This window comes from Aquamicrobium ahrensii (assembly GCF_040545755.1).
Lineage (GTDB): Bacteria > Pseudomonadota > Alphaproteobacteria > Rhizobiales > Rhizobiaceae > Mesorhizobium > Mesorhizobium ahrensii.
The window spans coordinates 25665-50587 of sequence record NZ_JBEPMN010000016.1; the positions used below are offsets into that span (position 1 = coordinate 25665).

The 24923-nt window shown below is 65.7% G+C and carries 16 protein-coding genes; 8 read left to right on the top strand and 8 right to left on the bottom strand.

Features of this window, described 5'->3' with window-relative positions; genetic code table 11:
* Positions 1–72 precede the first annotated feature (72 nt).
* On the bottom strand, positions 73–3786 hold the full coding sequence (locus ABID44_RS16100) for a peptidoglycan-binding protein (protein WP_354152725.1): 3714 nt from the start codon (positions 3784–3786) through the stop codon (positions 73–75).
* 362 nt (positions 3787–4148) lie between these two features.
* Between ABID44_RS16100 and ABID44_RS16105 the strand changes: the two genes are divergently transcribed.
* From ABID44_RS16105 to trxA, 8 genes are all read left to right on the top strand, one after another.
* Positions 4149–4607, top strand: coding sequence for a MerR family transcriptional regulator (locus ABID44_RS16105; protein ID WP_354152726.1), 459 nt, complete (start codon positions 4149–4151; stop codon positions 4605–4607).
* A gap of 267 nt (positions 4608–4874) precedes the next feature.
* Positions 4875–6275: an adenosylhomocysteinase gene (ahcY, locus tag ABID44_RS16110; protein WP_354152727.1), complete on the top strand. Its 1401-nt coding sequence runs from the start codon at positions 4875–4877 to the stop codon at positions 6273–6275.
* Between the two features lie 206 nt (positions 6276–6481).
* Entirely contained in the window at positions 6482–9034 is a 2553-nt protein-coding gene (locus ABID44_RS16115) for a sensor histidine kinase (RefSeq protein ID WP_354152728.1), read from the top strand.
* 8 nt (positions 9035–9042) lie between these two features.
* Positions 9043–10554, top strand: coding sequence for a tRNA (adenosine(37)-N6)-threonylcarbamoyltransferase complex ATPase subunit type 1 TsaE (gene tsaE, locus ABID44_RS16120; RefSeq protein ID WP_354152729.1), 1512 nt, complete (start codon positions 9043–9045; stop codon positions 10552–10554).
* A gap of 17 nt (positions 10555–10571) precedes the next feature.
* A complete protein-coding gene (locus tag ABID44_RS16125) occupies positions 10572–11276 on the top strand; it encodes a nucleotidyltransferase family protein (RefSeq protein ID WP_354152765.1) in 705 nt (234 codons plus the stop codon).
* Entirely contained in the window at positions 11273–14398 is a 3126-nt protein-coding gene (gene addB / locus ABID44_RS16130) for a double-strand break repair protein AddB (protein WP_354152730.1), read from the top strand. The genes ABID44_RS16125 and addB overlap by 4 nt, the downstream gene beginning before the upstream one ends.
* Entirely contained in the window at positions 14395–17913 is a 3519-nt protein-coding gene (addA, locus tag ABID44_RS16135) for a double-strand break repair helicase AddA (RefSeq protein ID WP_354152731.1), read from the top strand. Before addB ends, addA begins: the two co-directional genes overlap by 4 nt.
* Positions 17914–17986: 73 nt before the next feature.
* Entirely contained in the window at positions 17987–18310 is a 324-nt protein-coding gene (gene trxA / locus ABID44_RS16140; RefSeq protein WP_354152732.1) for a thioredoxin, read from the top strand.
* Between the two features lie 70 nt (positions 18311–18380).
* Here trxA and ABID44_RS16145 read toward each other — a convergent pair whose 3' ends face one another.
* The 7 genes from ABID44_RS16145 to ABID44_RS16175 form a co-directional block, all read right to left on the bottom strand.
* Entirely contained in the window at positions 18381–19712 is a 1332-nt protein-coding gene (locus ABID44_RS16145; RefSeq protein WP_354152733.1) for a bifunctional folylpolyglutamate synthase/dihydrofolate synthase, read from the bottom strand.
* A gap of 13 nt (positions 19713–19725) precedes the next feature.
* A complete protein-coding gene (accD, locus tag ABID44_RS16150; RefSeq protein ID WP_354152734.1) occupies positions 19726–20658 on the bottom strand; it encodes an acetyl-CoA carboxylase, carboxyltransferase subunit beta in 933 nt (310 codons plus the stop codon).
* 45 nt (positions 20659–20703) lie between these two features.
* Entirely contained in the window at positions 20704–21546 is an 843-nt protein-coding gene (trpA, locus tag ABID44_RS16155; protein ID WP_354152735.1) for a tryptophan synthase subunit alpha, read from the bottom strand.
* A 3-nt stretch (positions 21547–21549) separates the two neighbouring features.
* On the bottom strand, positions 21550–21879 hold the full coding sequence (cutA, locus tag ABID44_RS16160; RefSeq protein ID WP_354152736.1) for a divalent-cation tolerance protein CutA: 330 nt from the start codon (positions 21877–21879) through the stop codon (positions 21550–21552).
* A gap of 1 nt (position 21880) precedes the next feature.
* Positions 21881–23101, bottom strand: coding sequence for a tryptophan synthase subunit beta (trpB, locus tag ABID44_RS16165; RefSeq protein ID WP_354152737.1), 1221 nt, complete (start codon positions 23099–23101; stop codon positions 21881–21883).
* Between the two features lie 30 nt (positions 23102–23131).
* Positions 23132–23791 (bottom strand): phosphoribosylanthranilate isomerase, encoded by a 660-nt coding sequence (locus tag ABID44_RS16170; RefSeq protein ID WP_354152738.1) that lies wholly within the window; start codon positions 23789–23791, stop codon positions 23132–23134.
* 95 nt (positions 23792–23886) lie between these two features.
* On the bottom strand, positions 23887–24789 hold the full coding sequence (locus ABID44_RS16175; protein WP_354152739.1) for an outer membrane protein: 903 nt from the start codon (positions 24787–24789) through the stop codon (positions 23887–23889).
* Positions 24790–24923: the final 134 nt, after the last annotated feature.

Sequence of the window (24923 nt, forward strand, 5' to 3'; positions counted from 1 at the left end):
GGCCGCAGACATCCGTCTTTCCGGAGATCCGTTCATGACGAGGACGCTATTTTCGTCCTCGCATGCGGCCTGCTAGTTGCGCGCCAGCAGAGCCTCGACCAGCTTGTCGTCCACCTCTCCGGACGGCGGCAGTCCGTTGTCGGCCTGGAAAGCGATGATGGCTTCCCTAGTCTTCCCGCCCATCACGCCATCGATCGCGCCGGCCGCATAGCCGTTCTTGTTGAGAATAGCCTGGATATTCTGCACCGCCTTCTTCATGTCGATGGAGGCGGTGGTGATGGGCTCGTCAACCCAGGCGTCGGGAAGGGTGACTCCATTGGCGTCGAGGTCGAGTTCCCTGGCCTCCCACAGCTCCGCCGTCTGGCGGGCCTTTTCGAGCTGCTCGGGGCGCAGCGCCTTGGCGATCTCGTCGCGCTTGGACGCGGCGTCCTTGTCACCGGTCTTGGCGACGAGGGCGAACCACTTGTAGGACTCCTCGAGATTCTGCGGCATGCCGACGCCCTTGGCGGCAAGAATGCCGAGATTGAACTGGCTGTCCTTGACGCCGAGGTCGGCGGCCGCCTTGAACCAGCGCGCTGCGCCTTCGTTTTCGGCGACGCCGTCGGTTCCCATGGCCAGCAGCACGGCCAGATTGTGCATGGCGCTGGCGTTGCCCTGCTTCGCCGCCATCTCATACCACTTCCGGGCCTTGTCGGCGTCGCGGGCGACGCCGATGCCCTTTTCGTAAAGATTGCCGATGCGGTACTGGGCCGGGGCGAGGCCGAGTTCGGCCGCGCGCTCGTACCATTGCGCGGCAGCGGCGGTATCTTCCTTGACGCCACGCGCCTCTGCATAGCGCGCGCCAATCTCGAACAGCGCCTTGGCGTCACCGGCGGCGGCTGCTTCGCGCAGCGCCGGAGTGCCTATATCGGCAGGCACATCGATCAGCGCGGGAGATACAGGCAGGGATACGGGCGGCACCGCGCCGGTGGAGACAGCGTCGGTAAGGGCGGCGTCAGCCTCAGGTGCAACTTCTTCCGATGCGGCTTGCCGGGCGGTTTCGGCAGGCAGCGCAGACACAGATTCAGCCTGTTCGTTCTGCTCCGTCATCGCTGACGCTCGATCTTCCCCCATGCGCACAGGCTCAACGATGCGCGCAGGTTCCACCTGCTGCACGGATTTTTCCTCCGCAGCCTTGGGTTCTTGCACGACCTTCCGCTCGATCGTGGCCGGAACCGGGGCGACACCCGAAACCTGCTCATTCCCATCAAGGAAAGTCTTGCCGAATTGCAACCCGGCAAGAGCCAGGATCACCGCGCCCACGGCCATGAGGATCGGCTTGCGCCGGGCCTTGAATAATTCGCCGATGCGCAGGCTCCTGGCGGGGCCGCCAAGACTGGACTGACGCTTCAGCGTTTCAGCCTCGGCTGCCGCCGCCTGGGCGGCGCGGCGCGCCGCTGCGATGAAATCGGACTTTGCGGCATCCGCCGCCGAACCGCCACCGGTTTGCCCGCGCTCATCGCGCACACGCTTCATGATCGCATTGAGGTCTGGCGCACCGGAACCGGGTTCCAGCGGCTTGTTGAGGAAAGACGGCTCGAGCGGCGCGTCCAGACCGGCATCGGCGTTTTCGGCGACCGGAGCCGCTTCCTCCGGCTTCGGCGCGCCGTCCTTGCGGAAGGCGCGGGTGAGATTGCCGAGCAACGAGGTCTTGCGCGAAGCTTCCGGCCCCGTGACTTCACCGAGCGCGGCCCTGGCCGCGTCCGAGGCGGCCTGCGCCGGCGTGCGCAACTGCACCTCGCCGTCCATGGCGTCGGCCAGCAGGGTTTCGCCCTCACCGGCCAGCATGTCCATATCGAGGCTGGGCGTCTGGCCCACGGAAATCTTGGGCGATGGTCGCGGCCCGGCCTGCACCACGCCCGAGCCTTCCAGCGAGCCCAGCCGGTCGACGATCTTCAGCAGCGTGTCATGTATGGCTTCGAAGGTTCGCGCGTTGCGGTCGTCGGAGCGACGGGTCAGCGCCTCCAGCGTCTTCAGGTCCTGGGCGAGGCCGGCGACCGCGGCCTGTTCAACTCCGCCGCCCGTTCCTTCCGCCGCCATGGACTGCACGGCACGCTCCGCCGCTTCGCGCGCGGCTTCCAGAATGGTCTCACGCGTGCCGGCCAGCGACTGCTCGATCTGGGTCAGGCGCGGGCTGATGTCCTCGAATTCCGGCAACGGGTTGCCGGGCTGCGACAGGTGGGCCGACAGCCCGGCAACCTGCGCCTCGAGGCTGCGGATCAGGTCCGGATCGATAGCGCCAAAACGCTCGACGGAACCGTCGAGCCGCTGCGAAATGTCGGCAAGGCGCATTTCCAGGCCATGGATGGCCTGCTGCCCGGCAGGTTCGCGCCCATCCAGCTCGCGGGCAAGCGCATCGAAGCGGGCGTCGATCGCCTCCATGACTTCCGCGCCGTCGAAAGCCGGAACGGCGTCGCGCCGGTCCAGACGTTCGGCGATTTCCTCCAGCCGGCGCTCAAAATCGCGAAGGATGACATTGCCCTGCTCGACGGCGTCGCTGTGGCGGCGTTCCAGAGAGACGGCGAACAGATCGAAGCGCTGCTCCAGCCCTTCCAGCAGATAGCCGAGGTCGGGCATCTGCGGAGCCTGGCTGACACGCTCGGCAATTGCCGCGATCTGGTCGGCGAGGCGTCCGATCACTTCTTCCGGCACGCGGCTTTCGGCAGTCAACTCGTCCACCCGGCGCGACAGCAAGGCCAGCCGCTCTATGACTTCGGCATCCGGCCGGTCCTGCGCCACCTCCTCGATCTGTCCCGCCAGCGCGGCGATCCGGTTCTCGATCCGATCCAGAGCGGCAGGATCGAAACTGTTGGCCTGCGCCGCCACGGTGGATGCGACGATGGCGCGCGAAATCTCGTCAAGCCGCTCATCGATCAGGTTCAGCGTGTTCGCCTCCGACGGACGCTGCGCCGCGAGCTGGTCGACCGCCAGCGTCAGCGTACGCAGTTTTTCTTCCAGCGACCGCGACGAAAGCGACTGCGGCAAGGTATCCACCGCGCGCGCGATCTCCTCCAGCCGCTGGTTGAGAGCAGCAAGCCCCTCATCGCCATTGTTGCGATCCGCGCTGGCCCCGAAACGATCCTCGAAAGCCGTCCAGCGCCGGTCGAAATCTTCCCAGCGGCGATCGACCGCGCGCACGCTGTCCTCGCGGGCCAGGGTCTCGATCTGCGCGCTGAGTTGCTCAAGCTCCAGACGCATGAGATTGACGCCGCGATCGTCGCTCCTGTGCGCCAGTTCCTGCACCGCGCCGGAAAGACGCTCCAGTTCGCGGCCGAGACGCGCGCTGTCGCCAGCGCCTTCGCCCGAGCGGCAGGCGCGATCGATTTCACGGCGCAGAGCTTCGAACTCGCGGTGCAGGCCAACCGTCATCTGCTGGCGCAATTCGTCGCGCAGGCCCTGCAACTCCCCCGCTATATGGCCGGCCGCGGCGAGCCCGTCCTCCTGGCCGCGTATGCGTTCGATGTCGTGCATGAGCGCCTGATAGTTGCGCGCCGGGGCTGCGGCCGGCTGGCGCGAAGACCATTCCCGCGGGTTTCGTTCGTCGCCCCGCTCGCTGGCGAAACTGCGCCCACCCTGGGAAGCGGGGTTGCGCAGCAGGTTGTCGCCGCGCGGCTGAACGTCGGCGCGGCTGCGCTGCAACCGCTCTTCAAGCGCCGCCAGCGACTCGTTGATCTGATCGAGGGTCGAGGCGTGCCTGTGCTGCCGCCCCGCAGCCGTTGTGTCGAGATAGGACCTTCTGTTGCTCATCGCGACGCCCGTTTCCCTTAAAGCGTCCGGTCCTCAGACCGGCGTCCCCTTCAAAATCGGTCGGAACGGAAAGCGAATTCGGGCGTTTTGGACCCGGCGCCTGCCGAAAACCGTGAAAACTTCGCTACTGGATCAGCACGGAGAACCGACAAGCGCACAATTCACCCAACGTGGTAAACAACGCGTTAACCGCGGTTAAGAAGTCTTACCGCGCCGCCGGAAAAAGCCCGTTTTGCCGCAGTGAATACTTGAACCTGGAGGCAATTCCAGCTAATCACACCTTACGTAAACGTAATGGAAGGAGCTCCGTGCGTTCAACGGGGTTGCTCTTCAGGCAAACGCATATAATCCGGGATTCCCGAATGAAGACGAATGATCTAGCCGAAGCCGCGACGAGTGCGGCCGGCGAACCCCACGAGAGCGAAGAGCTGACCCGCATCGGCGAAATGGCGAAGCACTTCGGCGTCACTCTGCGCACGCTGCGCTTCTACGAAGACAAGGGGCTGATCAACCCGCAGCGCGACGGCGCCACCCGCCTTTACAGCCATCGCGACAAGGCGCGGCTCAAGCTCATCCTGCTCGGCCGCAAGGTCGGCTTTTCGCTGCGGGACGTGAAGCAGATGATGGATCTCTACGATCCGTCCGGCTCCAACGCCCGCCAGCTCAAGGTGGCGCTGGAAAAGTCCGAGAAGCAGATGGCCCGGCTGCAGAAGCAACGCGCCCTGCTCGACGAGGCGATCGCCGACCTTTCCAGATCGATGGATGAGGCACGCCAGATGCTCTCCGGGAACATGTCGGCCCGGCAGACGGCGGCCGCCTGATTTCCCGGCCTTTCTCTTCGCGACGCCTTCGCCAGCAGCTGGCGAAGGGGGAGGCGGAACAAATTTCCGCCTTCCAGGAATAAACCGCCAGTCCCGGACGGCAAATCGGCCCTTCCCCGCCACGTCCGCTCTAAGTATCTACAGATAAAGATTTCTTTATGTGCGTTGTCGTGACCGTTGCGATCTGCTAGTCAGCGAGCAGCTTTTCGCCACCTGCCGCGTTCGCGGCGTGGCCGCCTGCCGACTGATTCCCATTGGAGCGCCATCATGACAGCCAACAAGGATTATGTGATCGCCGACATCTCGCTTGCCGACTGGGGTCGCAAGGAGATCGAGATCGCGGAAACGGAAATGCCGGGCCTGATGGCCTGCCGCGAGGAGTTCGGCAAGAGCCAGCCGCTGAAGGGCGCGCGCATCACCGGCTCGCTGCACATGACCATCCAGACGGCGGTGCTGATCGAAACCCTGAAGGCGCTCGGCGCGGAGCTGCGCTGGGCCTCCTGCAACATTTTCTCCACGCAGGACCATGCCGCCGCCGCCATTGCCGACGCCGGCATCCCGGTCTTCGCCGTCAAGGGCGAGACGCTGGAAGACTACTGGACCTATACCGACCGCATCTTCCAGTGGGCGGATGGCGAGCCCTCCAACATGATCCTCGACGATGGCGGCGACGCCACCATGTACATCCTGCTTGGCGCGCGCGCCGAAGCCGGTGAGGACGTGCTGACCAACCCCGGCAGCGAGGAAGAGGAAATCCTCTTCGCCCAGATCAAAAAGCGCATGGCGGCCACCCCCGGCTTCTTCACGAAGCAGCGCGAGGCGATCCGCGGCGTTTCCGAAGAAACCACCACCGGCGTGAACCGTCTCTACCAGCTCCAGAAAAAGGGCCTGCTGCCCTTCCCGGCCATCAACGTCAACGACTCGGTCACCAAGTCCAAGTTCGACAATAAGTATGGCTGCAAGGAATCGCTGGTCGACGGCATCCGCCGCGGCACGGACGTGATGATGGCCGGCAAGGTCGCCGTGGTGTGCGGGTATGGCGACGTGGGCAAGGGCTCGGCCGCCTCGCTGGCGGGCGCCGGCGCGCGCGTCAAGGTCACGGAAGTCGATCCGATCTGCGCCCTTCAGGCGGCGATGGACGGCTATGAGGTGGTGACGCTGGAAGACGCGGCCCCCACCGCCGACATCGTCATCACCACCACCGGCAACAAGGATGTCATCCGCCTCGAGCACATGCGCGCGATGAAGGACATGGTCATCGTCGGCAATATCGGCCATTTCGACAATGAGATACAGGTCGCCGCGCTGCGCAATCTGAAGTGGACCAATGTGAAGCCGCAGGTGGACATGATCTCATTCCCCGACGGCAAGCGCATGATCCTGCTTTCGGAAGGCCGCCTGCTCAATCTCGGCAACGCCACCGGCCATCCGAGCTTCGTCATGTCGGCCTCCTTCACCAATCAGGTGCTGGCCCAGATCGAACTGTTCACCAAGAATGACCAGTACAAGAACGAGGTTTATGTGCTGCCCAAGCATCTCGACGAAAAGGTCGCGCGCCTGCACCTCGACAAGCTTGGCGCGAAGCTGACCACGCTTTCGGAAGAACAGGCCGCCTATATCGGCGTGACCATGCAGGGTCCGTTCAAGCCGGAACACTACCGCTATTAACCATATCTGAAAATACCACCACATATAGAGCCGGGCGATTGACTTTTCGCCTGGCTCTATTTTTGCGAGACACCCTGCTTCACGCAGATTCGGCGAGGCGGTATTGTGAGGTGATTCGCGACGCTTCAGCCGGACATGGGTTCGTGGCCGACAGGCCGGGTTTTTCGGCTGGGTGTCCTTCCAGAGGGCGCGGAGAGGACCACGACATGCCGGGGGAAAACCCGCTTCGGGCGGGAGAGGCCGTTGCCGGCGGCCATTGTGATTCCAGGGACGGAGGCTGCCCCTCTGTCGGCCGGCGGCTGCAAGCGGGAAGGCGGCTTGGCCTGCTGCTCGGCTCATCCGCGTTCATCCTTCCCTTCTCCGTCCTGAATGCGGGGGCGCAGACAGCCACTCGCGCAGCCATGCCGATCGGCACCTCGGATGTCATCCAGCTTGCCCTGTCGGTCGGCGTGATGGGCGCCGCGCTGATCTCCGCGATCGTGCTTATCCGCGAACGCCAGCGCACGGCGGCCGAGAACGCCCAGCTCCGGGCCCGCATCGCCGACGTCAACGCAGCCCTGCAACGCTCCGAGGCGATCCTCAACCTGCGCGACCAGCGCATCATCGTGTGGGCCGGCGACAACCAGAAACCCGAACTGATCGGCTCGCTGCCCCCGGAAGCCGGGGCTCCGGAAGAGCGCGCGGCCTTTCTCGCCTTCGGTCGCTGGCTCGCTCCCCGCTCAGCCGCGGCGCTTGAGCGCGGCATCACAGCGCTTCGTGGGAAAGGCCTCGCCTTCGACATAGCCGTCGAGACGCATGGCGGCGCGCCGCTGGAGGTGCAGGGGCGCAAGGCGGCGACCCACACGCTGGTGCGCTTCCTTTCCCTTTCGGAAAGCCAGCGCGCCCATGTCCGGCTCCGGCTGGAAAACGATCGGCTGGCGGCCGAGCACGAAACGTTTAGCGGATTGCTCGACGCTCTCGACATGCCGGTTTGGCTGCGCGACGAGCACGGCAAGCTGAAGTGGACCAACCGGGCCTATGCCGGAGCGGTCGAGGCCGCAAGCGCCGGGGACGCGGTTCGGGAAGGCAAGGAGGTCTTCGGAGACCGCGCCCGCGCGGCGATTGGCGAAGAGCATCGCGTCAGCCCGGTGTTCGCGCAGATGCTCTCCACCGTCATCTCCGGCGACCGCCGCCAGTTCGCCGTCACTGACTATCGTGGCGACAAGGGCTCGGCAGGCCTCGCCTGCGACGTCAGCGACATCGAGGCCATGCGCGAGGAATATGAGCGCACCGTGCGCAACCATTCCGACACGCTCGACCACCTCAACACGGCGGTCGCCATCTTCGACACTGAGGAGAAGCTGCGCTTCTTCAACCAGGCGTTCCAGAAGCTGTGGGCGCTCGACCTGCCCTTCCTCAACAGCGCGCCCGACAATGCCCTGCTGCTCGACCGCCTGCGCAGCGAAGGCAAGATCGCCGAACAGCCGGAATGGCGGCGCTGGAAGGAAAACCTGCTTGGCGCCTATCGCGCGGTGGAGACGCAGGAGCACTGGTGGCATCTGCCCGACGGCAAAACGATCCGCGTCGTCGCCAACCCGCAGCCCAAGGGCGGCGTGACCTGGCTGTTCGAGAACCTGACAGAAAAGATCGATCTCGAAAGCCGCTACCAGACCGCGGTGCGGGTTCAGGGCGAAACGCTCGACAATCTGGCCGAGGGGGTGGCCGTGTTCGGGCCCGATGGGCGCTTGCGCCTGTCCAATCCGGCCTTTACCGCGCTGTGGGAACTGGACGGCAGCACCGTCCAGCCGAATATCCATGTCGCCTCGATACGGGCGATCTGCGACAGCCGGGCCAAGGACAGCCCATGGAACGGCTTCGTCGCGGCCATCACCGGCTTCGACGAGGAGCGCCGCAACTGGCACGGGCTGGTGGAGCTGAATTCCGGCAGCGTGTTGCGCTACGCCGTCATCCATCTGCCCAACGGGCAGGTTATGACCACCTTCGTGGACGTCACCGACAGCGTCAATGTTGAGCGGGCGCTGAAGGAAAAGAACGAAGCCCTGCTGAAGTCCGACCAGATCAAGAACGATTTCGTGCAGCACGTCTCCTATGAGCTGCGTTCGCCGCTCACCAACATCATCGGCTTCACCGAATTGCTGTCGCTGCCGGCCACCGGGCCATTGTCGCCGCGCCAGCGGGAATATGTGGAGCATATCGGCTCGTCGTCGTCGGTGCTGCTCACCATCGTCAACGACATTCTCGACCTCGCCACCGTCGATGCCGGCATCATGCAGCTCGAGATCACGGAGGTCGATGTGGCGAACGCCATTACGGCCGCCGCCGAACTGGTTTCCGAGCGGTTGCAGGACCATTCGATCCGGCTGGAGGTGGACGCCGCGGCCGCGCCGAAGAGCTTCAGGGGCGACGAGGTGCGGGTGCGCCAGATTCTCTACAATCTGCTCACCAACGCCGCCAACTATGCGCCGGAAGGCAGCGCGGTGCGGCTGACCTGCCGGCAACTGGCTGATGGCGTCGAATTCGCCGTGCATGACGATGGGCCGGGCATGCCGCCCGACGTGCTGGATCTCGTGTTCCACCGCTTCGAATCTCGGGTCAATGGCGGTCGCCGGCGCGGCGCGGGCCTTGGACTGTCCATCGTGAAGAGCTTCGTCGAGCTGCATGGCGGCAATGTGCGCATCGAAACCGGCTCCGGCGAGGGAACCACTGTGGTCTGCACCTTCCCCGACATGCCGGCGGACATGCGCGACGCCGCGGAGTAGCCCCCGGCATGGAAGCCTCCCCTATCGAGGTGGTGCTTGACGACGAGGCCGCGACACGGCGGCTGGGCGAAGACCTCGCCATGGCCGTGCGGCCGGGCGACGTGCTGGCCCTGCAAGGCGATCTCGGCGCGGGAAAATCGACGCTGGCGCGCGCCCTAATCCGCGCCCTCGCCGATGACGCCGCGCTGGAAGTGCCGAGCCCCACCTTCACGCTGGTGCAGAGCTACGACACGCGCTTTCCCGTCCATCATTTCGACCTCTATCGCCTCGGTTCCGAGGACGAACTGGACGAACTCGGCTTCGACGAAGCGATTGCGGATGGCGCGGCGCTGGTGGAATGGCCCGAACGCGCCGGCGACCGCCTGCCCGCCACGGCCATTTCCGTCGAGCTTGTCCATGAGGGCGAAGGCCGCTGCGCGCGCATTTCCGGCAACGACGAGACGCTGGCGCGGATCGGGCGGTCACGCGCCATGCGCGTCTTTCTCGAAACCGCCGGTTGGGGCCACGCGCAGCGCCGGCACCTCACCGGCGACGCCTCGGCACGCTCCTATGAGACGGTTTGGCTGGAAGGCGAGGCCGCACGCATCCTGATGAACTCGCCGCCGCTGGCGATGGGCCCGCCAGTGCGCGACGGCAGGCCCTATGCCGAGATCGCCCACACCTCGAAGACGGTTGCCGCCTTCGTCGCCATCGACCGGGCGTTGCGCGAAGCCGGCATCTGCGCCCCGGAAATTTACGCGCAGGACCTCGACAAGGGCTTCCTACTCATCGAGCATCTGGGCAGCACCGGCGTGCTCGACGCCGAGCGCAATCCCATACGGGAACGCTATGTCGCAGCCGCCGAGCTGCTGGCCGACCTGCATGGAAGGCAATGGCGGGACCGGATCGAGGCCGCGCCCGGCGTGATCCACGAGGTGCCGCCCTTCGACCGCGACGCCATGCTGATCGAGGTCGACCTGCTGGTCGACTGGTATGTGCCGGCCGTGACCGGCCAGCCGGCCGACGACAATCTGCGCGCCCGCTACCGGCGGGAATGGAACGCCGCGCTCGACCGCATCGAAGGCAGCGAGACCACGCTCATGCAGCGCGACTATCATTCGCCGAACCTGATCTGGCGGGCGGAACGCAGCGGGCACGACCGGCTGGGCCTCATCGATTTTCAGGATGCGCTGATCGGCCCGACGGCCTACGACCTCGCCTCGCTCGCCATGGATGCGCGCGCAACCGTGCCGCGCGATGTCGAGCAGGCGACGGTGGACGCCTATCTTGCCAGACGCCACGCTTCCGGGCCTTTCGATGAAGCCGCCTTTCTGGAAGCTTATGCGCTGATGGCGGCGCAGCGGAACTCGAAGATCCTCGGCATCTTCGTGCGCCTGCATCGCCGCGACGGCAAGCCCGGCTATCTGAAGCACCTGCCGCGCATCCGCGACTATCTGCGCCGGGCGCTCGCCCATCCGGCGCTGGCTTGCCTGCGCGCCTTCTACGAACAGCAGGGCTTTCTGGAGGAACGCGAACTGTGACGGGTCCCAGGACAGCCATGGTGCTTGCCGCCGGGCTCGGCACGCGCATGCGTCCGATCACCGACACCCTGCCGAAGCCGCTGGTGGAGATCGCCGGACGAACCCTGCTCGACCGCGGGCTGGATGCGCTGGCGGGAGCCGGCGTCGAGAAGGCGGTGGTCAACGTCCATCATCTCGGCTCCATGATCGCCGCCCATGTTGCTGGGCACCAAAAGCCCCACATCGTCATTTCCGACGAGAGCGCGAGGCTGCTCGACTCGGCCGGCGGCGTCGTCAAGGCGCTGCCGGAGCTTGGGTCCCACCCGTTCTACATCCTCAATGCCGACACCTTCTGGATAGAGCGCGGCACGCCTGAGCTTGAGCGTCTGGCTGAGAAATGGGACGATGGGCGCATGGACATATTGCTCATGCTCGCTAATCCGGCGAACGCCACAGGCCACAGCGGCGGCGTTGACTTCCTGCTCGGGGAAGACGGCCGCCTCGCTCGCGCCGGCGGCGATCCTTCCGGACTGATCTATGGCGGGGCCGGCATCATTCACCCGCGCATCTTCGCCGACGCGAAGCCGGAGCCGCATTCGCTCAACCTCTATTTCGACCGCGCCATCGCCGCCGGCCGCCTGTTCGGTGCGGCGATGAACGGCCACTGGATCACCGTCGGCACGCCGGACGCCATTGCACCGGCCGAAGCCGCCATTCAAAAATTTTCCGCCGGGGCGGCATGAGCAGCGCGCCGCGCGTCTTTTCGATCCCGCCCGGAGCGCCCTTCCTGACGACATTGGCCGCCGGGCTCCTGTCGGGCGCGTTGATCCCCGGCTTCCGTTTCGACGGCGACCCGCTGGCGCTGGCAGACGTGACCATCTATGTGCCGACGCGCCGCGCGGCGCGCGCCTTGCGCTCCGAGTTCATGGAACTGATGGGCGGGCGCGCCGCCATCCTGCCGACAGTGCGGCCGCTGGGTGAGTTCGACGAGGACGAGGCGCTGTTCGAGAGCGACACGCCCGAAAGCGCCGCCGCGCTCGACCTTGCCCCGCCCATCGCGTCGACAGAACGGCTGCTGCTGCTCGCCGTTCTTGTGCGGGCATGGAAACAGCGCCTGCCCGCCGAAGTCGCGGCGCGCTTTGCCGAGGAGATCATGGTGCCGGCATCCGCCGCGGACGCCATCTGGCTGGCGCGGGATCTGGCCGACCTCATGGACGAGGTGGAGACGGAGGGCTCGGACTGGGCCCGGCTCGCCGAGCTCGTCACCGGCAATCTGGCCGGCTGGTGGCAGGTGACGCTGGATTTTCTCGGCATCGCCAGCCAGCACTGGCCGCTGATCCTCGCCGAGCGCGACCGCTCGAACCCCGCCGCCCATCGCGGCGCGCTGATCCGCTTCGAGGCCGAGCGCCTGCAACGCGCGCCCCCTGCCGGTCCGGTGATCGCCGCCGGCTCGACTGGCTCTATCCCCGCCACGGCGGAACTGCTCAAGGTCATTTCCCGCCTGCCGAACGGGGCAGTTGTGCTGCCGGGTTTCGACGCCGCGCTCGATGCGGCTTCGCTGACCGCCATCTCCGCGCCCGATGCACGGGCGGCGCTGCTCGGCCATCCGCAATACGGCCTCGTCAAGCTGACAGGCAAGATCGGCGCGGCGCGCGACGAGATCGCTCCGCTCGGCGCACCCGCGCCCGCGCTTAACCTGCGCAATCGGATCGTCGGCGAAGCGCTGCGCCCGGCCGACACGACGGAGCTGTGGCCGCACACGCGCGGACGTTTCAGCGACGCCGACATGGCGGCCGCTCTCGAAGGCGTGACCGTTCTGGAAGCCCCGAACGAACGCGACGAGGCCACCGCCATCGCCGTGGCGCTGCGCCATGCGGTCAGCCAGCCCGGCAAGCGCGCTGCGCTGGTGACCGGCGACCGGGCGCTCGCCCGCCGCGTCTCGGCCGAATTGCTGCGCTTCGGCGTCACGGCAGACGATTCCGGCGGCGCACCGCTCGCCAACACGCCCCCTGCCGCCCTGTTGCGCCTTGCCGCTCAGGCCGCCTTCCGCCCCGGCGACCCACTGCCGTTGCTGGCGCTGGTCAAGCACCCCCTGCTTTCGCTGGGATTGGAGCGCGCGCCTGTGCGCCATGCGGCGGAACTGATCGAGCTTGCAGCACTGCGGGGCGGTGTCGGACGCCCCGACATCGCCACCTTCGCCGAACTGTTCGAGCGGCGGCTGGCGGACCCCGGCGGCGGAGGTCGCGAGCCATTCTGGTTCGCACGCTTTCCGGCGCGCCGCATCGACGACGCAATCGCCATCGTCAAACGGCTTGTCGAAGCGTTCGGCCCGCTACTCGAACTGCGCGGCCGCACCGACCTTGGCGTGCCCCAGTTCGCAGAAGCGAGCACCAGGGTGCTGGAAGCGCTGGGCCGGCATGCCGACGGCAGCGTCACGGCCCTCTATGCCGGCGATGCCGGCCAGAAGCTGGCGCAGGTGCTGCGCGATCTGGTGACGGCGCAATCGCCCTTCGCCTTCGCAGCCGACGAATGGCCGGACGTGCTTGAGGCCCTGCTCGCCCCCGAAACGGTGAAGCCGCGTCAGGGGACCGACCGCGCCATCGCCATATGGGGCGCGCTGGAAGCGCGGCTCCAGCATGTCGACACGCTGGTCGTCGGCGGGCTCAACGAAGGGGTATGGCCCCGCAAGCCCGAGAACGACCGCTTCATGTCACGGCTGATGAAGGGCGGGCTCGACCTCGAACCGCCGGAGCGGCGCATAGGCCTTGCCGCCCATGATTTCCAGATGGCGATGGGTGCGGAAAAGGTGGTGCTGGCGCGCGCGCTACGCTCCGGCGATGCGCCGGCCGTGCCCTCGCGCTGGCTGCAACGCCTGCTCACCTTCACCGGCAAGGACAATGCCGCCGTCATGCGCCGGCGCGGGGAACAACTGCTTGACTGGGCGCGCAAGCTGGACGAAGCGCCGCGCGTGGACTTCGCGCCCCGCCCCTGCCCCACGCCAGCGATAGACGTTCGCCCGAAACATTTCTCGGTCACGGAAATCGAGACGCTGCGGCGCGACCCCTACGCCGTCTACGCCCGCCGCATCCTCGGCCTTCATGCGCTCGATCCGGTGATCCGCGATCCAGGCGCGGCCGAGCGCGGCACGCTGTTTCACGCCATCCTGCACCGTTTCTCCACACTGGCCGATCCCTCCGCGGCGGATGCGCTGGAAACCTTATTGCAGGCGGGCCGCGACTGCTTCGCCGAAGCCGAGCTGCCACAGGACGTCGAGGCGGTGTGGTGGCCGCGTTTCGAGACGCTGGCGGCGAATATCATCACATGGGAGCGCGGGCGTTCCGACGTCATATCGCGCCACGCCGAGGCGAGGGCTGAAAAGACGCTCGTCGGCAGCGCCGGCGTCACACTGTCCGGCTATGCCGACCGCGTCGATCTGCTCACCGGCAATATGGCCGATATTCTCGACTACAAGACCGGCTCGTCACCCTCCAAGGCGCAGGCGCATACGCTGCTTGCGCCGCAACTCGCGCTTGAAGCGGCGCTGCTGAGGCGGGGGAGCTTCCGCGACCTGGGCTGCCGCGAGCCGGCGGACCTCGCTTTCATCCGCCTGCGCGCCAATGGCGAAGTGGAGCCCGAATCCATCCTGCGGCACGGCAAGGCGATCCGTTCCGGCAGCGAACTGGGGGAAGATGCGTGGGCACGGCTGGAAAAGCTGCTTCACCACTACGCCAATCCGGCCACCGGTTATCTGTCGCGCTCACTCCCCTTCCGCGAGGGCGAGACGGATGGCGATTATGATCATCTGGCGCGCGTGCTGGAATGGTCGGCCGGTGGCGACGGCGCAAGCGAAGGGGGAGAGGAATGAAATATCCGATCCCGACCGACACCGCGCAGGCGCAGGCGCGCGCCTCCGACCCCGCCAATTCGGCCTGGGTGTCGGCCAATGCCGGCTCGGGCAAGACGCATGTGCTGGCCCAGCGCGTCATCCGGCTTCTGCTGCGCGGCACCGAGCCGTCGAAAATCCTGTGCCTGACCTATACGCGCGCCGCAGCGGCCAACATGTCGAATCGCGTCTTTTCCACGCTGTCGGAATGGACGGCGCTGGACGAGGCCGAGCTTGCAGAGCGCATCGAAAAGATGGACGGGCAGCGCCCCGATGCCGGAACCTTGCAGCGCGCGCGCCGCCTGTTCGCCGAGGCGCTGGAAACGCCGGGCGGGCTGAAGATCCAGACCATCCACGCCTTCTGCGAGGCGGTGCTGCACCAGTTTCCTCTTGAAGCGAATATCGTCGCCCATTTCCAGATGCTCGACACGCAGATGGAACAGGCGCTGGTGGGGGCGGCTCGGCGCGACATGATCGCCGGGGCGGTCGGCGGGGCGAGCACGGAGCTGACCGAAGCCTTCGCCACCGTGCTTTCCCGCGGCGGCGAGACGGGGCTCGACGCCCTGCTGTCCGAGATCGTCGGAAAGCGCGAAGGATTGCGCGATTTCCTTGGCAAGATTGGCGGCACGGCAACCGGCTTCCAGCCGCTTTACGAGGAGTTCGGTTTCGATGCGGACGACAGCGAGGCCGACATCGCCGATGCGGTCTGGCCGCCGCCCGGCTTCGAGCCGGCCTATATGACAACGCTCGACCAGTTGTCCTTGCAACTCGGCGCAAACCGTGCGCGCGACTCTTTTGTGGAAGATGCGCTGATCGCCTTCGCCGAGAGGGAGCCGCTGCGCCGCCTCAACGGCCTGCAAAAATCCTTCCTCAGCGGCAAGGGCGAGGCCTACAAGCCGGACTGGCTGTTTTCCAAGGCGCTGCTTGGCGCAATGCCGGACTTGCCCGAGCGCTATCTGGCGGCCACCGAAGCGATCATCGCCGCTTGCGACCGGCTGGCGCTCTATCGCATGGTGAAGGGCACCACCGCGGCCCTCACTGTCGCCGACTGGCTGATCCGCCGTTACGAGGAACTGAAGCGCGCGCGCGGCCTGCTCGACTTCAACGACCTCATCACCCGCACCGTCAACCTGCTCAAGCGACCGGACGCCGGAGCATGGGTGCAATACAAGCTCGACCAGGGCATCGACCACATCCTGCTCGACGAGGCGCAGGACACGAGCCCCGAACAATGGGACGTGGTGAAGAAGCTGGCCGAGGAATTCTTCTCCGGCGAGAGTGCCCGCGACAACACCCTGCGCACCATCTTCGCCGTGGGCGACGAGAAGCAGTCCATCTATTCCTTTCAGGGCGCAGCGCCGGATTCCTTCGCCGAAAGCAAGGTCGAGTTCGCCGGTCGCGTGCGCGCCGCCGATCGCGAGTTCGCGGACCTCAAACTGACTTTCTCCTTCCGCTCCAGCGAGGATGTGCTGCGCGCCGTCGATCATGTCTTCGCCGACCCGCAGGTGCGGCGCGGCATCAGCCACGACCCCGAGCCGCTCGACCACAAGGCGATCCGTAACGACGCACCGGGCTATGTGGAGGTCTGGCCAACGCTCGGCGCGGATCAGGTGGAGGAACCGGACGACTGGACGCTGCCCGTCAACCATGCCAGCGCACCTGCCGTGCGGGTGGCGGAGCATGTCGCCGGCACCATCAAGAGCTGGCTGGACAAGAGAGAAATCCTCGAAGGCAAGGGCCGCCCGCTGCGCGCCGGCGACGTGCTGGTTCTGGTGCGCAAGCGTGACCGTTTCATCCACGCGCTGTCAAAAAGCCTGAAGGAAAAGGGCGTGCCGGTGGCCGGCGCGGACAGGCTGAGCCTGCCCGGCCACATCGCCGTGAAAGACCTGGCCGCACTTGGCCGCTTCCTCGTCCAGCCGCAGGACGACCTGTCGCTCGCCGCCGTGCTGCGCTCACCGATCTTCGATCTGCCCGAGGGTCGCCTGTTCGACCTTGCGGCGGGGCGCGAGCGCGGCCAGTCGCTCATCCGGTCGCTGCGCCACCATGCCGGAGCGGACAAGTTGCTGGCCGGCATCGCCGAAACGCTCGAACGCTGGGCCAGCGAAGCCGCTTTCAGGCCGGTGTTCGAGTTCTACGCCGGGCTTCTGGCACGTGACGGGGTGCGGGGGAAAATGATCGCCCGGCTGGGACCGGAAGCCGGCGACATACTGGATGAGTTCCTGAATTTCTGCCTTGCCGAGGAGCGCACCGGCCTGCCCGGCCTCGATTCCTTCCTCTCCACGCTGGAAAACGCCGGCCCGGAAGTGAAGCGCGAGATGGACCAGACCCGCAACGAAGTGCGCATCATGACGGTGCATGCCTCCAAAGGTCTGGAGGCGCCGGTCGTGTTCCTTGTCGATGGCGGCGCGCGCGCCTTCAGCGACCAGCACCTGCCGCGCCTGATGGCGTTCGAAAGCTCCGGGCGGCACCGGCGCGGACGTGGCTATCTGTGGCGTTCCGACGCCGAAGTCGCCAACGCCGTCTCGCGCGGCGCTGCGGAAAAGGCCCGCGAGCTGGCCGACGACGAATATCGCCGGCTGCTCTACGTCGCCATGACGCGCGCCGAGGACCGGCTGATCGTCGCCGGCTACCACGGCAAGCGCGAACCCGGCGACGGCACGTGGCACCGTATTGTCACGCGGGCGCTGGCCACGGCGCCGGAAACGCGGGAACTCGTGCATCCTGTCAGCGGCGAGACGGTGCATCGCTTCCACGCCACCGGCCTGCCGCCGCTGACATCCGCGCAGGCCGGCGCGGAACCCGTCAGCGACGATTTCGCGCCGCTGCCAACCATGCTGTTCGACAGGCTGGACGACGACGAGGAGCTGCCGCGCCCGCTCTCCCCTTCAGGGGCCTCGGCGCTGATCGAGGAAGACGGAATCGAGCCGGTCGCCGATCCGCGCTCGCCGGTGCTGGAAGCGGATGACGAGCCTTCGATGGCGATTGCGCGCGGTCTCGCCACGCACAAGCTGTTGCAGATGCTGCCGGGGATTCCCGCCGCGGAGCAGCCTCAAGCCGCCCGGCGCTACCTGGCGCGCGCTGGCGCGGACTGGAGCGAGGGCGAGCGGCAACGCCTGCTTTCCGCCGTCATGGGCGTGCTCGACGACCAGCGCTTCGCCCCCATCTTCGCGGAAGGGTCGCGCGCCGAAGTGGCGCTCATGGGCGGCCTGAAAGTGAAGGGCAGGCAGCGATCCGTCTCGGGCAAGATCGACCGTCTGGCGGTGACGCCGGACCGGGTTCTGATCGTCGATTACAAGGCCAACCGTCCGCCGCCAACGGCTCTCGAGCGGGTGCCGGAAGCCTATATATTGCAGCTTGCGCTCTACCGCGAATTGCTGAAACCGCTCTATCCCGACCGCGAAATCGCGGCCGCCCTGCTGTTCACCGAGACGCCGCGCCTGATCGAATTGCCGGGGAACGTCATGGACTCCGCCCTTGCCCGACTCATCCTGCCGTGACACAAGACCTGCTTGAATTTGGCCGGGTCCACCGCCACATATCGTTGAGCTGAACAACCGAAAGGACTTTCGCATGGCAACCGTCAAGGTCGACAACGGCAACTTCCAGTCCGACGTGCTCGACGCCAAGGAGCCGGTCGTGGTGGATTTCTGGGCCGAATGGTGCGGCCCCTGCAAGATGATCGGCCCATCTCTGGAAGAGATTTCCAACGAGCTTGGCGGCAAGGTCAAGATCGCGAAGCTGAACATCGACGAGAACCCGGAGCTTGCCGCCCAGTTCGGCGTGCGCTCCATCCCGACCCTGATGATCTTCAAGGACGGCCAGGTCGCCGACACCAAGGTGGGCGCGGCTCCCAAGACCGCCCTGTCGCAGTGGATCAACGGCTCCATCGCCTGATCCGGACTATCTTTACAATAACAAAAAGCCCGGCCATCGCGCCGGGCTTTTTGTTGTCGAAAGGCAAGCGTCAGGTGGGCGGCGTACCGTTCTCGGCCAGCACCGCGCCCGCCAGATAGAGCGAGCCGCCGATGAGGATCCGTGGCGGCGCATCGGCGTCCTTCCATGTGTCGCGCAGCAGCATCAGCGCACTGGCGACCGAACTGACCGGCTCCGCCGACAGGCCTGCGGCTTCAGCGCGGGCCGCCAATTCGTCGTTGCCGACGCTGGCGTCGCTGAAATTCACAGGCACGGTGTAGACATGCTTCACCAGACCGTTGAAGGCCGTGAAATAGCCGCCCTGATCCTTGGTGTTGATCATGCCCGCGATCAGGAAAAGCGGCCGGGGGTCCTTATGCTCCAGCTCGGCCAGCGCTTCCGCGATGACGACGCCCGCGCCGGGATTATGGCCGCCGTCGAGCCAGATATCGGCCCCGGGCGGCGCAAGCTCCACGACCTTGCCGTGGGGCAGCTTCTGCATGCGCCCCGGCCAGACCGCCGTCGCCATGGCGCGGTCGACGGCATGTTCGCGCGGCTCGAAGCCGGAGGCCTTCACGGCCGCGATGGCGGCGGCGGCGTTGGCGATCTGGTGACGGCCAGGCAGGCGCGGCAGAGAAAGGTCGATCAGCCCGCTCTGGTCCTGATAGACCATCCGACCATGTTCTTCGAAAGCGAGAAAATCCTGTCCGTAGACGTAAGTCGGGCAGCCGAGGCGGTCGGCGGTGTCGACAAGCACCTCAAGCGCCGATTCATAAGGCTGCGACCCGATCACCACCGGACAGCCCGGCTTGATGATGCCGGCCTTCTCAGCAGCGATCAGTTCGACGCGATCGCCAAGATAAGCCTCATGGTCCAGCGAAACCGGCATGATGACCGATGCGGCCGGGCGGGCGATGACATTGGTGGCGTCGAAGCGTCCGCCAAGCCCTACTTCCATGACGACCACATCGGCCGGGTGTTCGGCAAACAGCAGGAAGCCGACGGCGGTGAGAATCTCGAACACGGTGATCTGCTGGCCATCATTGGCTCTGGCCACCCGCGTTATGGCCTCGGCCAGCGTGGCGTCGTCGACGAGCCGGCTGCCGCCATCCGCGGCAAGGCGGTAGCGCTCGTGCCAGTTGACCAGATGCGGCGACGTGTGAGTGTGGACCAGAAGGCCCTGCGCTTCCAGAATGGCCCGGCAGAAGGCGGAACAGGAGCCCTTGCCGTTGGTGCCGGCGATGTGGATCACCGGCGGCATCAGGTCCTGCGGGTTGCCGAGCTTTTCGAGCAGGCGCGACACGCGCTCCAGCGAAAGATCGAAACCTTTCGGATGCAGCGTCATCAGATGTTCGATTTCGCGGTCTGCGGAAAGCGTGGTCATGCCGGCCTGCGCCTCAGGCCTGCGGCCGGGCTTCCGGCGCGGCGGCGACCGGCGGCGGCAGAACCTCCACCTCCACCTCCGGCTCCTCTTCCGCTTCCGGCACCTTGAGCAGCAGCCTGAGCAAACGGGAAATCGTCTGCTTCATCTCCAGCCGCGACACGACCATATCGACCATGCCGTGCTCCATGAGATATTCGGCGCGCTGGAAGCCTTCGGGCAGCTTCTCGCGAATGGTCTGCTCGATGACGCGCGGACCGGCGAAGCCGATCAGGGCTCCCGGCTCGGCGATGTGCACGTCGCCCAGCATCGCATAGGAAGCGGTGACGCCGCCCGTGGTCGGATTGGTCAGCACCACGATATAGGGCAGACCCGCCTCCTTGAGGCGATCGACCGCGACGGTCGTGCGGGCAAGCTGCATCAGCGACAGGATGCCTTCCTGCATGCGCGCGCCGCCGGAAGCCGCAAAGAGCACCAGCGGCTGGCGGCGCTGGCGCGCAGTGTCAAAGGCGTTGATGATCGCCTCGCCGGCGGCTAGGCCGAGCGAGCCGCCCATGAAAGTGAAATCCTGCACGGTGGCCATGACGGGCAGGCCGTCAACCTCGCCGCTCGCATTCAGGATGGCGTCGTCCATGCCGGTCTTGGCGCGGGCGTCCTTGAGGCGGTCAACATAGCGCTTCTCGTCGCGGAACTTCAGCGGGTCCTGCACCACCTTGGGGTTTTCAAGGGCCTCGTAGCGGCCGCCGTCGAAAAAGAACTTCAGGCGTTCCTTCGCGGCGATCTTCATATGATAGCCGGAGGACGGGATGACGAACTGGTTCTCTTCCAGATCCTTGTGGAAGACCATCTCGCCCGTTTCCGGATCCTTGATCCAGAGATTTTCGGGCATCTCGCGCCGGCCGAGCATCGAATTGATCTTCGGGCGGACGTAGTTGGTGATCCAGTTCATCGTTCGGCTCCTGACCGCGACTTGATTCGGTTTGGGTTAGGGCAACTATTCGGCGGCAGCAAGGCGGGCCTGGCGCACGCCCTGCGCAAGGCCGGACACCAGCGTGGCGACAGCCTCGGCCGGGTCGGCGGTGCGCCCGCCATCCGGCCCCAGCACATTGGCGACCGCGTTGACAATGGCGGTCCCGACCACCACGCCGTCGGCCGATGCGCCGATGGTGCGGGCCTGTTCGGCCGTCTTGACGCCGAAGCCGACACAGACCGGGAGGTCGGTGTGCTGCTTGATGCGCTGGACGGCTTCGGCCACCTTGCCGGTGTCGGCCAGGGCCGAGCCGGTGATGCCTGTCATCGACACATAGTAGACGAAGCCGGACGTGTTCTGCAGCACCTTCGGCAGGCGCTTGTCATCGGTGGTGGGCGTCGCCAGACGGATGAAGTTGACGCCCGCCCGGAGCGCCGGCACGCACAGTTCCTCATCCATTTCCGGCGGCAGATCGACGACGATCAGCCCGTCGATCCCGGACGCCTTTGCATCGGCCAGAAAACGATCGACGCCATAGATGTAGATGGGGTTGTAGTAGCCCATCAGCACGATCGGCGTCTCGTCGTCGTCCTTGCGGAAATCCGCCGCCATCTGCAGCGTGCGTACGAGCGTCTGGCCACCCTTGAGCGAGCGCAGACCGGCCGCCTGAATCGCCGGGCCGTCCGCCATCGGATCGGAAAACGGCATGCCGAGTTCAATCACGTCGGCACCGGAGCGGCCAAGCGCCTTCATGATCGACAAGGAGGTGTCATAGTCCGGATCGCCGCCCATGAAATAGGTGACAAGCGCCGGGCGGCCCTCTGCCTTCAGATTCGCCATGCGGCGGTCGATGCGGGTCTCGGTCATGGCTCAGGCTTCCCCTGTTTCTTCGGCCAGCCAGTCGGCACAGGCCGTGTCGATAGCGGCCAGTTCGGTGGCGACGATCGACGGCGTTTCATAAGGATGAAGCGATTTCACCAGCGTGGCGACCGCCTCGAAATGCGCGGCGCGCGTCTTCAGCACAAGCGGAACCTCTTCCGCGCGCTCGACCGCGCCCTTCCAGCGATAGATGCTTCGGATCGGGGCGAGCAGGTTGGCGCAGGCCGCAAAGCCCTCGCCGACCGTCGCCTCCGCAATCTTTTCGGCAGTCGCGCGGTCCGGACAGTTGATCCAGATATCCACGAACGGCGTTGCGCCCAACTCAGATCTCCATGCCCATCATGGAAGCCACGGTATGCACGTCCTTGTCGCCACGGCCGGACAGGTTGACGATGATGATCTCTTCCTTGCCCATCGAAGGCGCGATCTTGACCGCATGGGCGATGGCATGGGCCGATTCCAGCGCTGGAATAATGCCCTCGGTGCGCGTGCAAAGCTGGAAGGCGTCCAGCGCCTCGTCATCAAGGATCGGCACATAGTCGACGCGGCCGGTGTCGCGCAGCCAGGAATGTTCCGGCCCGACGCCGGGATAGTCGAGCCCTGCCGAAATCGAATGGCCATCGATGATCTGGCCGTCCTCGTTCTGAAGCAGATAGGTGCGGTTGCCATGCAGCACGCCCGGACGACCGGCATTCATGGAAGCGCAATGCTCGACGCCGTCGAGACCGCGGCCGCCGGCCTCGATGCCGATGATCTTCACTTGCCTGTCGTCAAGGAAGGGGTGGAACAGGCCGATGGCGTTGGAGCCGCCGCCGACTGCGGCGATGATCACGTCGGGCAGACGGCCTTCCTGCTCAAGGATCTGCGCGCGCGCCTCGACGCCGATGGCCGACTGGAACTCGCGCACCATTTCCGGATAGGGATGCGGGCCGGCGGCGGTGCCGATGAGATAGTAAGTGTCCTCGACATTGGTGACCCAGTCGCGAAGGGCCTCGTTCATGGCGTCCTTGAGCGTGCCGTGACCGGCGCTCACCGGCTTCACCTCAGCACCCAGCAGCTTCATGCGGAAGACGTTCGGGCTTTGGCGCGTAACGTCGGTTGCGCCCATATAGACCACGCAGGGCAGGCCAAAGCGCGCCGACACGGTGGCCGAGGCCACGCCATGCTGGCCGGCGCCTGTCTCGGCGATGACGCGTGTCTTGCCCATACGTTTGGCGAGCAGGATCTGGCCGAGGCAATTGTTGATCTTGTGCGACCCGGTGTGATTCAGGTCCTCGCGCTTGAAATAGACCTTCGCGCCCCCGAGATGCTTCGTCAGGCCCTCCGCGAAATAGAGCTTGGAGGGACGGCCGGCATAGTGGGTCGAAAGCGCCTGAAGTTCGGCTTTAAAAGCCGGATCGTTCTTCGCCTCGTTCCATTCCTTTTCGAGATCGAGGATCAGCGGCATCAACGTTTCGGCCACGAAGCGGCCGCCGAAAATGCCGAACATCCCCTGATCGTCAGGGCCGGTGCGGAAGGAATTTGGCATGGCCGGCTTGTTCATCGCCGTTCTCCTCGGACAAAGGTCTGCGGTTCAGGCTGCACGGTCATTGCGCGCCGCTGCAACCGCCTTGAAAAAAGCTTCGATGAGCGCGGCGTCCTTGACGCCGGGCGCGCGCTCGACACCGGACGATATGTCGATGCCCGGCGGGTTCGCAAGCCGCAGCGCATCGCCGATATTGGCGGCGTCCAGACCGCCGGAAAGCATGTAATCGACGCCAGCGTCAAGCCCGGCGAGAATGGTCCAGTCGAAACGCACGCCATTGCCGCCCGGAAGCTGCGAGCCGGCCGGCGGTCTGGCGTCGAACAGAAAGCGGTCGGCGATGCCGCGATAGGGCGCGATGCGGTCGAGATCGGCGGCCTCATGGACCGCGAAAGCCTTCATCGCCGGCAGTGAATAGCGCGCCTTGACCGCGGCGACACGTTCGGGGCTTTCCGACCCATGAAGCTGAAGCATGTCAGGCTGCATCGCGTACACTATGGCGTCCATGAAGGCGTCGTCGGCGTCTACGGTGACTGCGACGGCCTTCGCCTTGCCGACGGCCTGTGCGCGCAGCTTTCCCGCCTCGCGCGGCGTCAGGTTGCGCGGGCTTTTGGGAAAGAAGATGAAGCCGACATGGCTGGCGCCGCCTTCAACGGCCGCGGCCAGCGCTTCCCCGGTCTTCAGCCCGCATATCTTGATGTCGAGTGCCATGGCGGGGACTTGGCATGAAAAGCGGGCGAAGTCGAGACAAAGCAAAGGCCGGAAAGCAATGCTCCCGGCCTTTGCGTTATGTACAGCCTGTCGGCTTACTTCGTGTAGATCGGCTCCGGCGGCTCATAGGCTACGACCTCGGGCTGATAGCAATGATTTGCGCCGCCACCGAAATTGTAGCGCAGGCCGGCGCGCACTTCGTGCGTGTTGAAGCCCTTGTCGAAGCCGGGGCCCGCACCGTTCCGCTCGAACATGCGCCCACCCTCGATACGGCTGAACCGATAGCCGGCATCCAGCATCATGTTGTCGGTGAGGCAGTAGGAGGCGCCGGCCATCAAAGCATAGGCGAAACGCCAGCTCTTGCTGCCCTTGTGGAGAGCGTAGCCGACATTGGCGTCGTTCTCCAGATCGGTCCACTTGATATGCGCGCCGCCGATACCCGCGCCCACATAAGGCGTCAGGCCGTTCCAGGTGCCAAGGTCGACATAAGCATTGGCCAGAAGAACCAGCGCCGACATCTTGGAACGATCGACAGACTGACAGGGAATGGTGGGGCTACCACAACCAAAGTTGCCATCATCCGATGTGCTGCCCTTGAACTTGGTCTTGAACCAGTAGTCGAGCGTCAGGTCGGTGCGGAAATGCCGGTTGATCTGGTAGCCGACGCCAGCGCCGATCGAGAACGCGCTCTTGAGTTCGGTGGTGTCGAAGCTCTTGGTGCCGCCGACCCCGGTCCAGGCGTCAGGGTCGCCACAGCCGACAGGGCACGGCTCCGCCCCATAGGTGATATAATTGGCGCCGCGGATCTTCGACTTGTGATAATCCAGATCGCCACGGATATACCAGCCGCCGAAGTCACTGACTTCTTCATAAGGCTGCTGGATGACGGGCGGCTCCTCGATCACGACCGGAGGCTCGGAAAAGTCCGCAGCAAGCACCGGGGAAGCACCGCCGGCAACGATAGCGGCCAGAGCCGCTTTCCTGAACAGTATCGACATAGTTCACCCCTAATCCGGCCGCCGCCTGCGCACCGGCACACATAAACCGCGACATGAATAATGAATGGCAAATGTTAAAACGGGCTTAACCCTGTCGATTAACCAAGAAAGCTCGACATGTGCCGGAAACCAGC

Excerpts from the sequence above, each read along its gene's own strand:
- ABID44_RS16100 (WP_354152725.1), bottom strand. The coding sequence starts at position 3,786 with ATGAGCAACAGAAGGTCCTATCTCGACACAACGGCTGCGGGGCGGCAG.
- ABID44_RS16105 (WP_354152726.1), top strand. The coding sequence starts at position 4,149 with ATGAAGACGAATGATCTAGCCGAAGCCGCGACGAGTGCGGCCGGCGAA.
- ahcY (WP_354152727.1), top strand. The coding sequence starts at position 4,875 with ATGACAGCCAACAAGGATTATGTGATCGCCGACATCTCGCTTGCCGAC.
- ABID44_RS16115 (WP_354152728.1), top strand. The coding sequence starts at position 6,482 with ATGCCGGGGGAAAACCCGCTTCGGGCGGGAGAGGCCGTTGCCGGCGGC.
- tsaE (WP_354152729.1), top strand. The coding sequence starts at position 9,043 with ATGGAAGCCTCCCCTATCGAGGTGGTGCTTGACGACGAGGCCGCGACA.
- ABID44_RS16125 (WP_354152765.1), top strand. The coding sequence starts at position 10,572 with ATGGTGCTTGCCGCCGGGCTCGGCACGCGCATGCGTCCGATCACCGAC.
- addB (WP_354152730.1), top strand. The coding sequence starts at position 11,273 with ATGAGCAGCGCGCCGCGCGTCTTTTCGATCCCGCCCGGAGCGCCCTTC.
- addA (WP_354152731.1), top strand. The coding sequence starts at position 14,395 with ATGAAATATCCGATCCCGACCGACACCGCGCAGGCGCAGGCGCGCGCC.
- trxA (WP_354152732.1), top strand. The coding sequence starts at position 17,987 with ATGGCAACCGTCAAGGTCGACAACGGCAACTTCCAGTCCGACGTGCTC.
- ABID44_RS16145 (WP_354152733.1), bottom strand. The coding sequence starts at position 19,712 with ATGACCACGCTTTCCGCAGACCGCGAAATCGAACATCTGATGACGCTG.
- accD (WP_354152734.1), bottom strand. The coding sequence starts at position 20,658 with ATGAACTGGATCACCAACTACGTCCGCCCGAAGATCAATTCGATGCTC.
- trpA (WP_354152735.1), bottom strand. The coding sequence starts at position 21,546 with ATGACCGAGACCCGCATCGACCGCCGCATGGCGAATCTGAAGGCAGAG.
- trpB (WP_354152737.1), bottom strand. The coding sequence starts at position 23,101 with ATGAACAAGCCGGCCATGCCAAATTCCTTCCGCACCGGCCCTGACGAT.
- ABID44_RS16170 (WP_354152738.1), bottom strand. The coding sequence starts at position 23,791 with ATGGCACTCGACATCAAGATATGCGGGCTGAAGACCGGGGAAGCGCTG.
- ABID44_RS16175 (WP_354152739.1), bottom strand. The coding sequence starts at position 24,789 with ATGTCGATACTGTTCAGGAAAGCGGCTCTGGCCGCTATCGTTGCCGGC.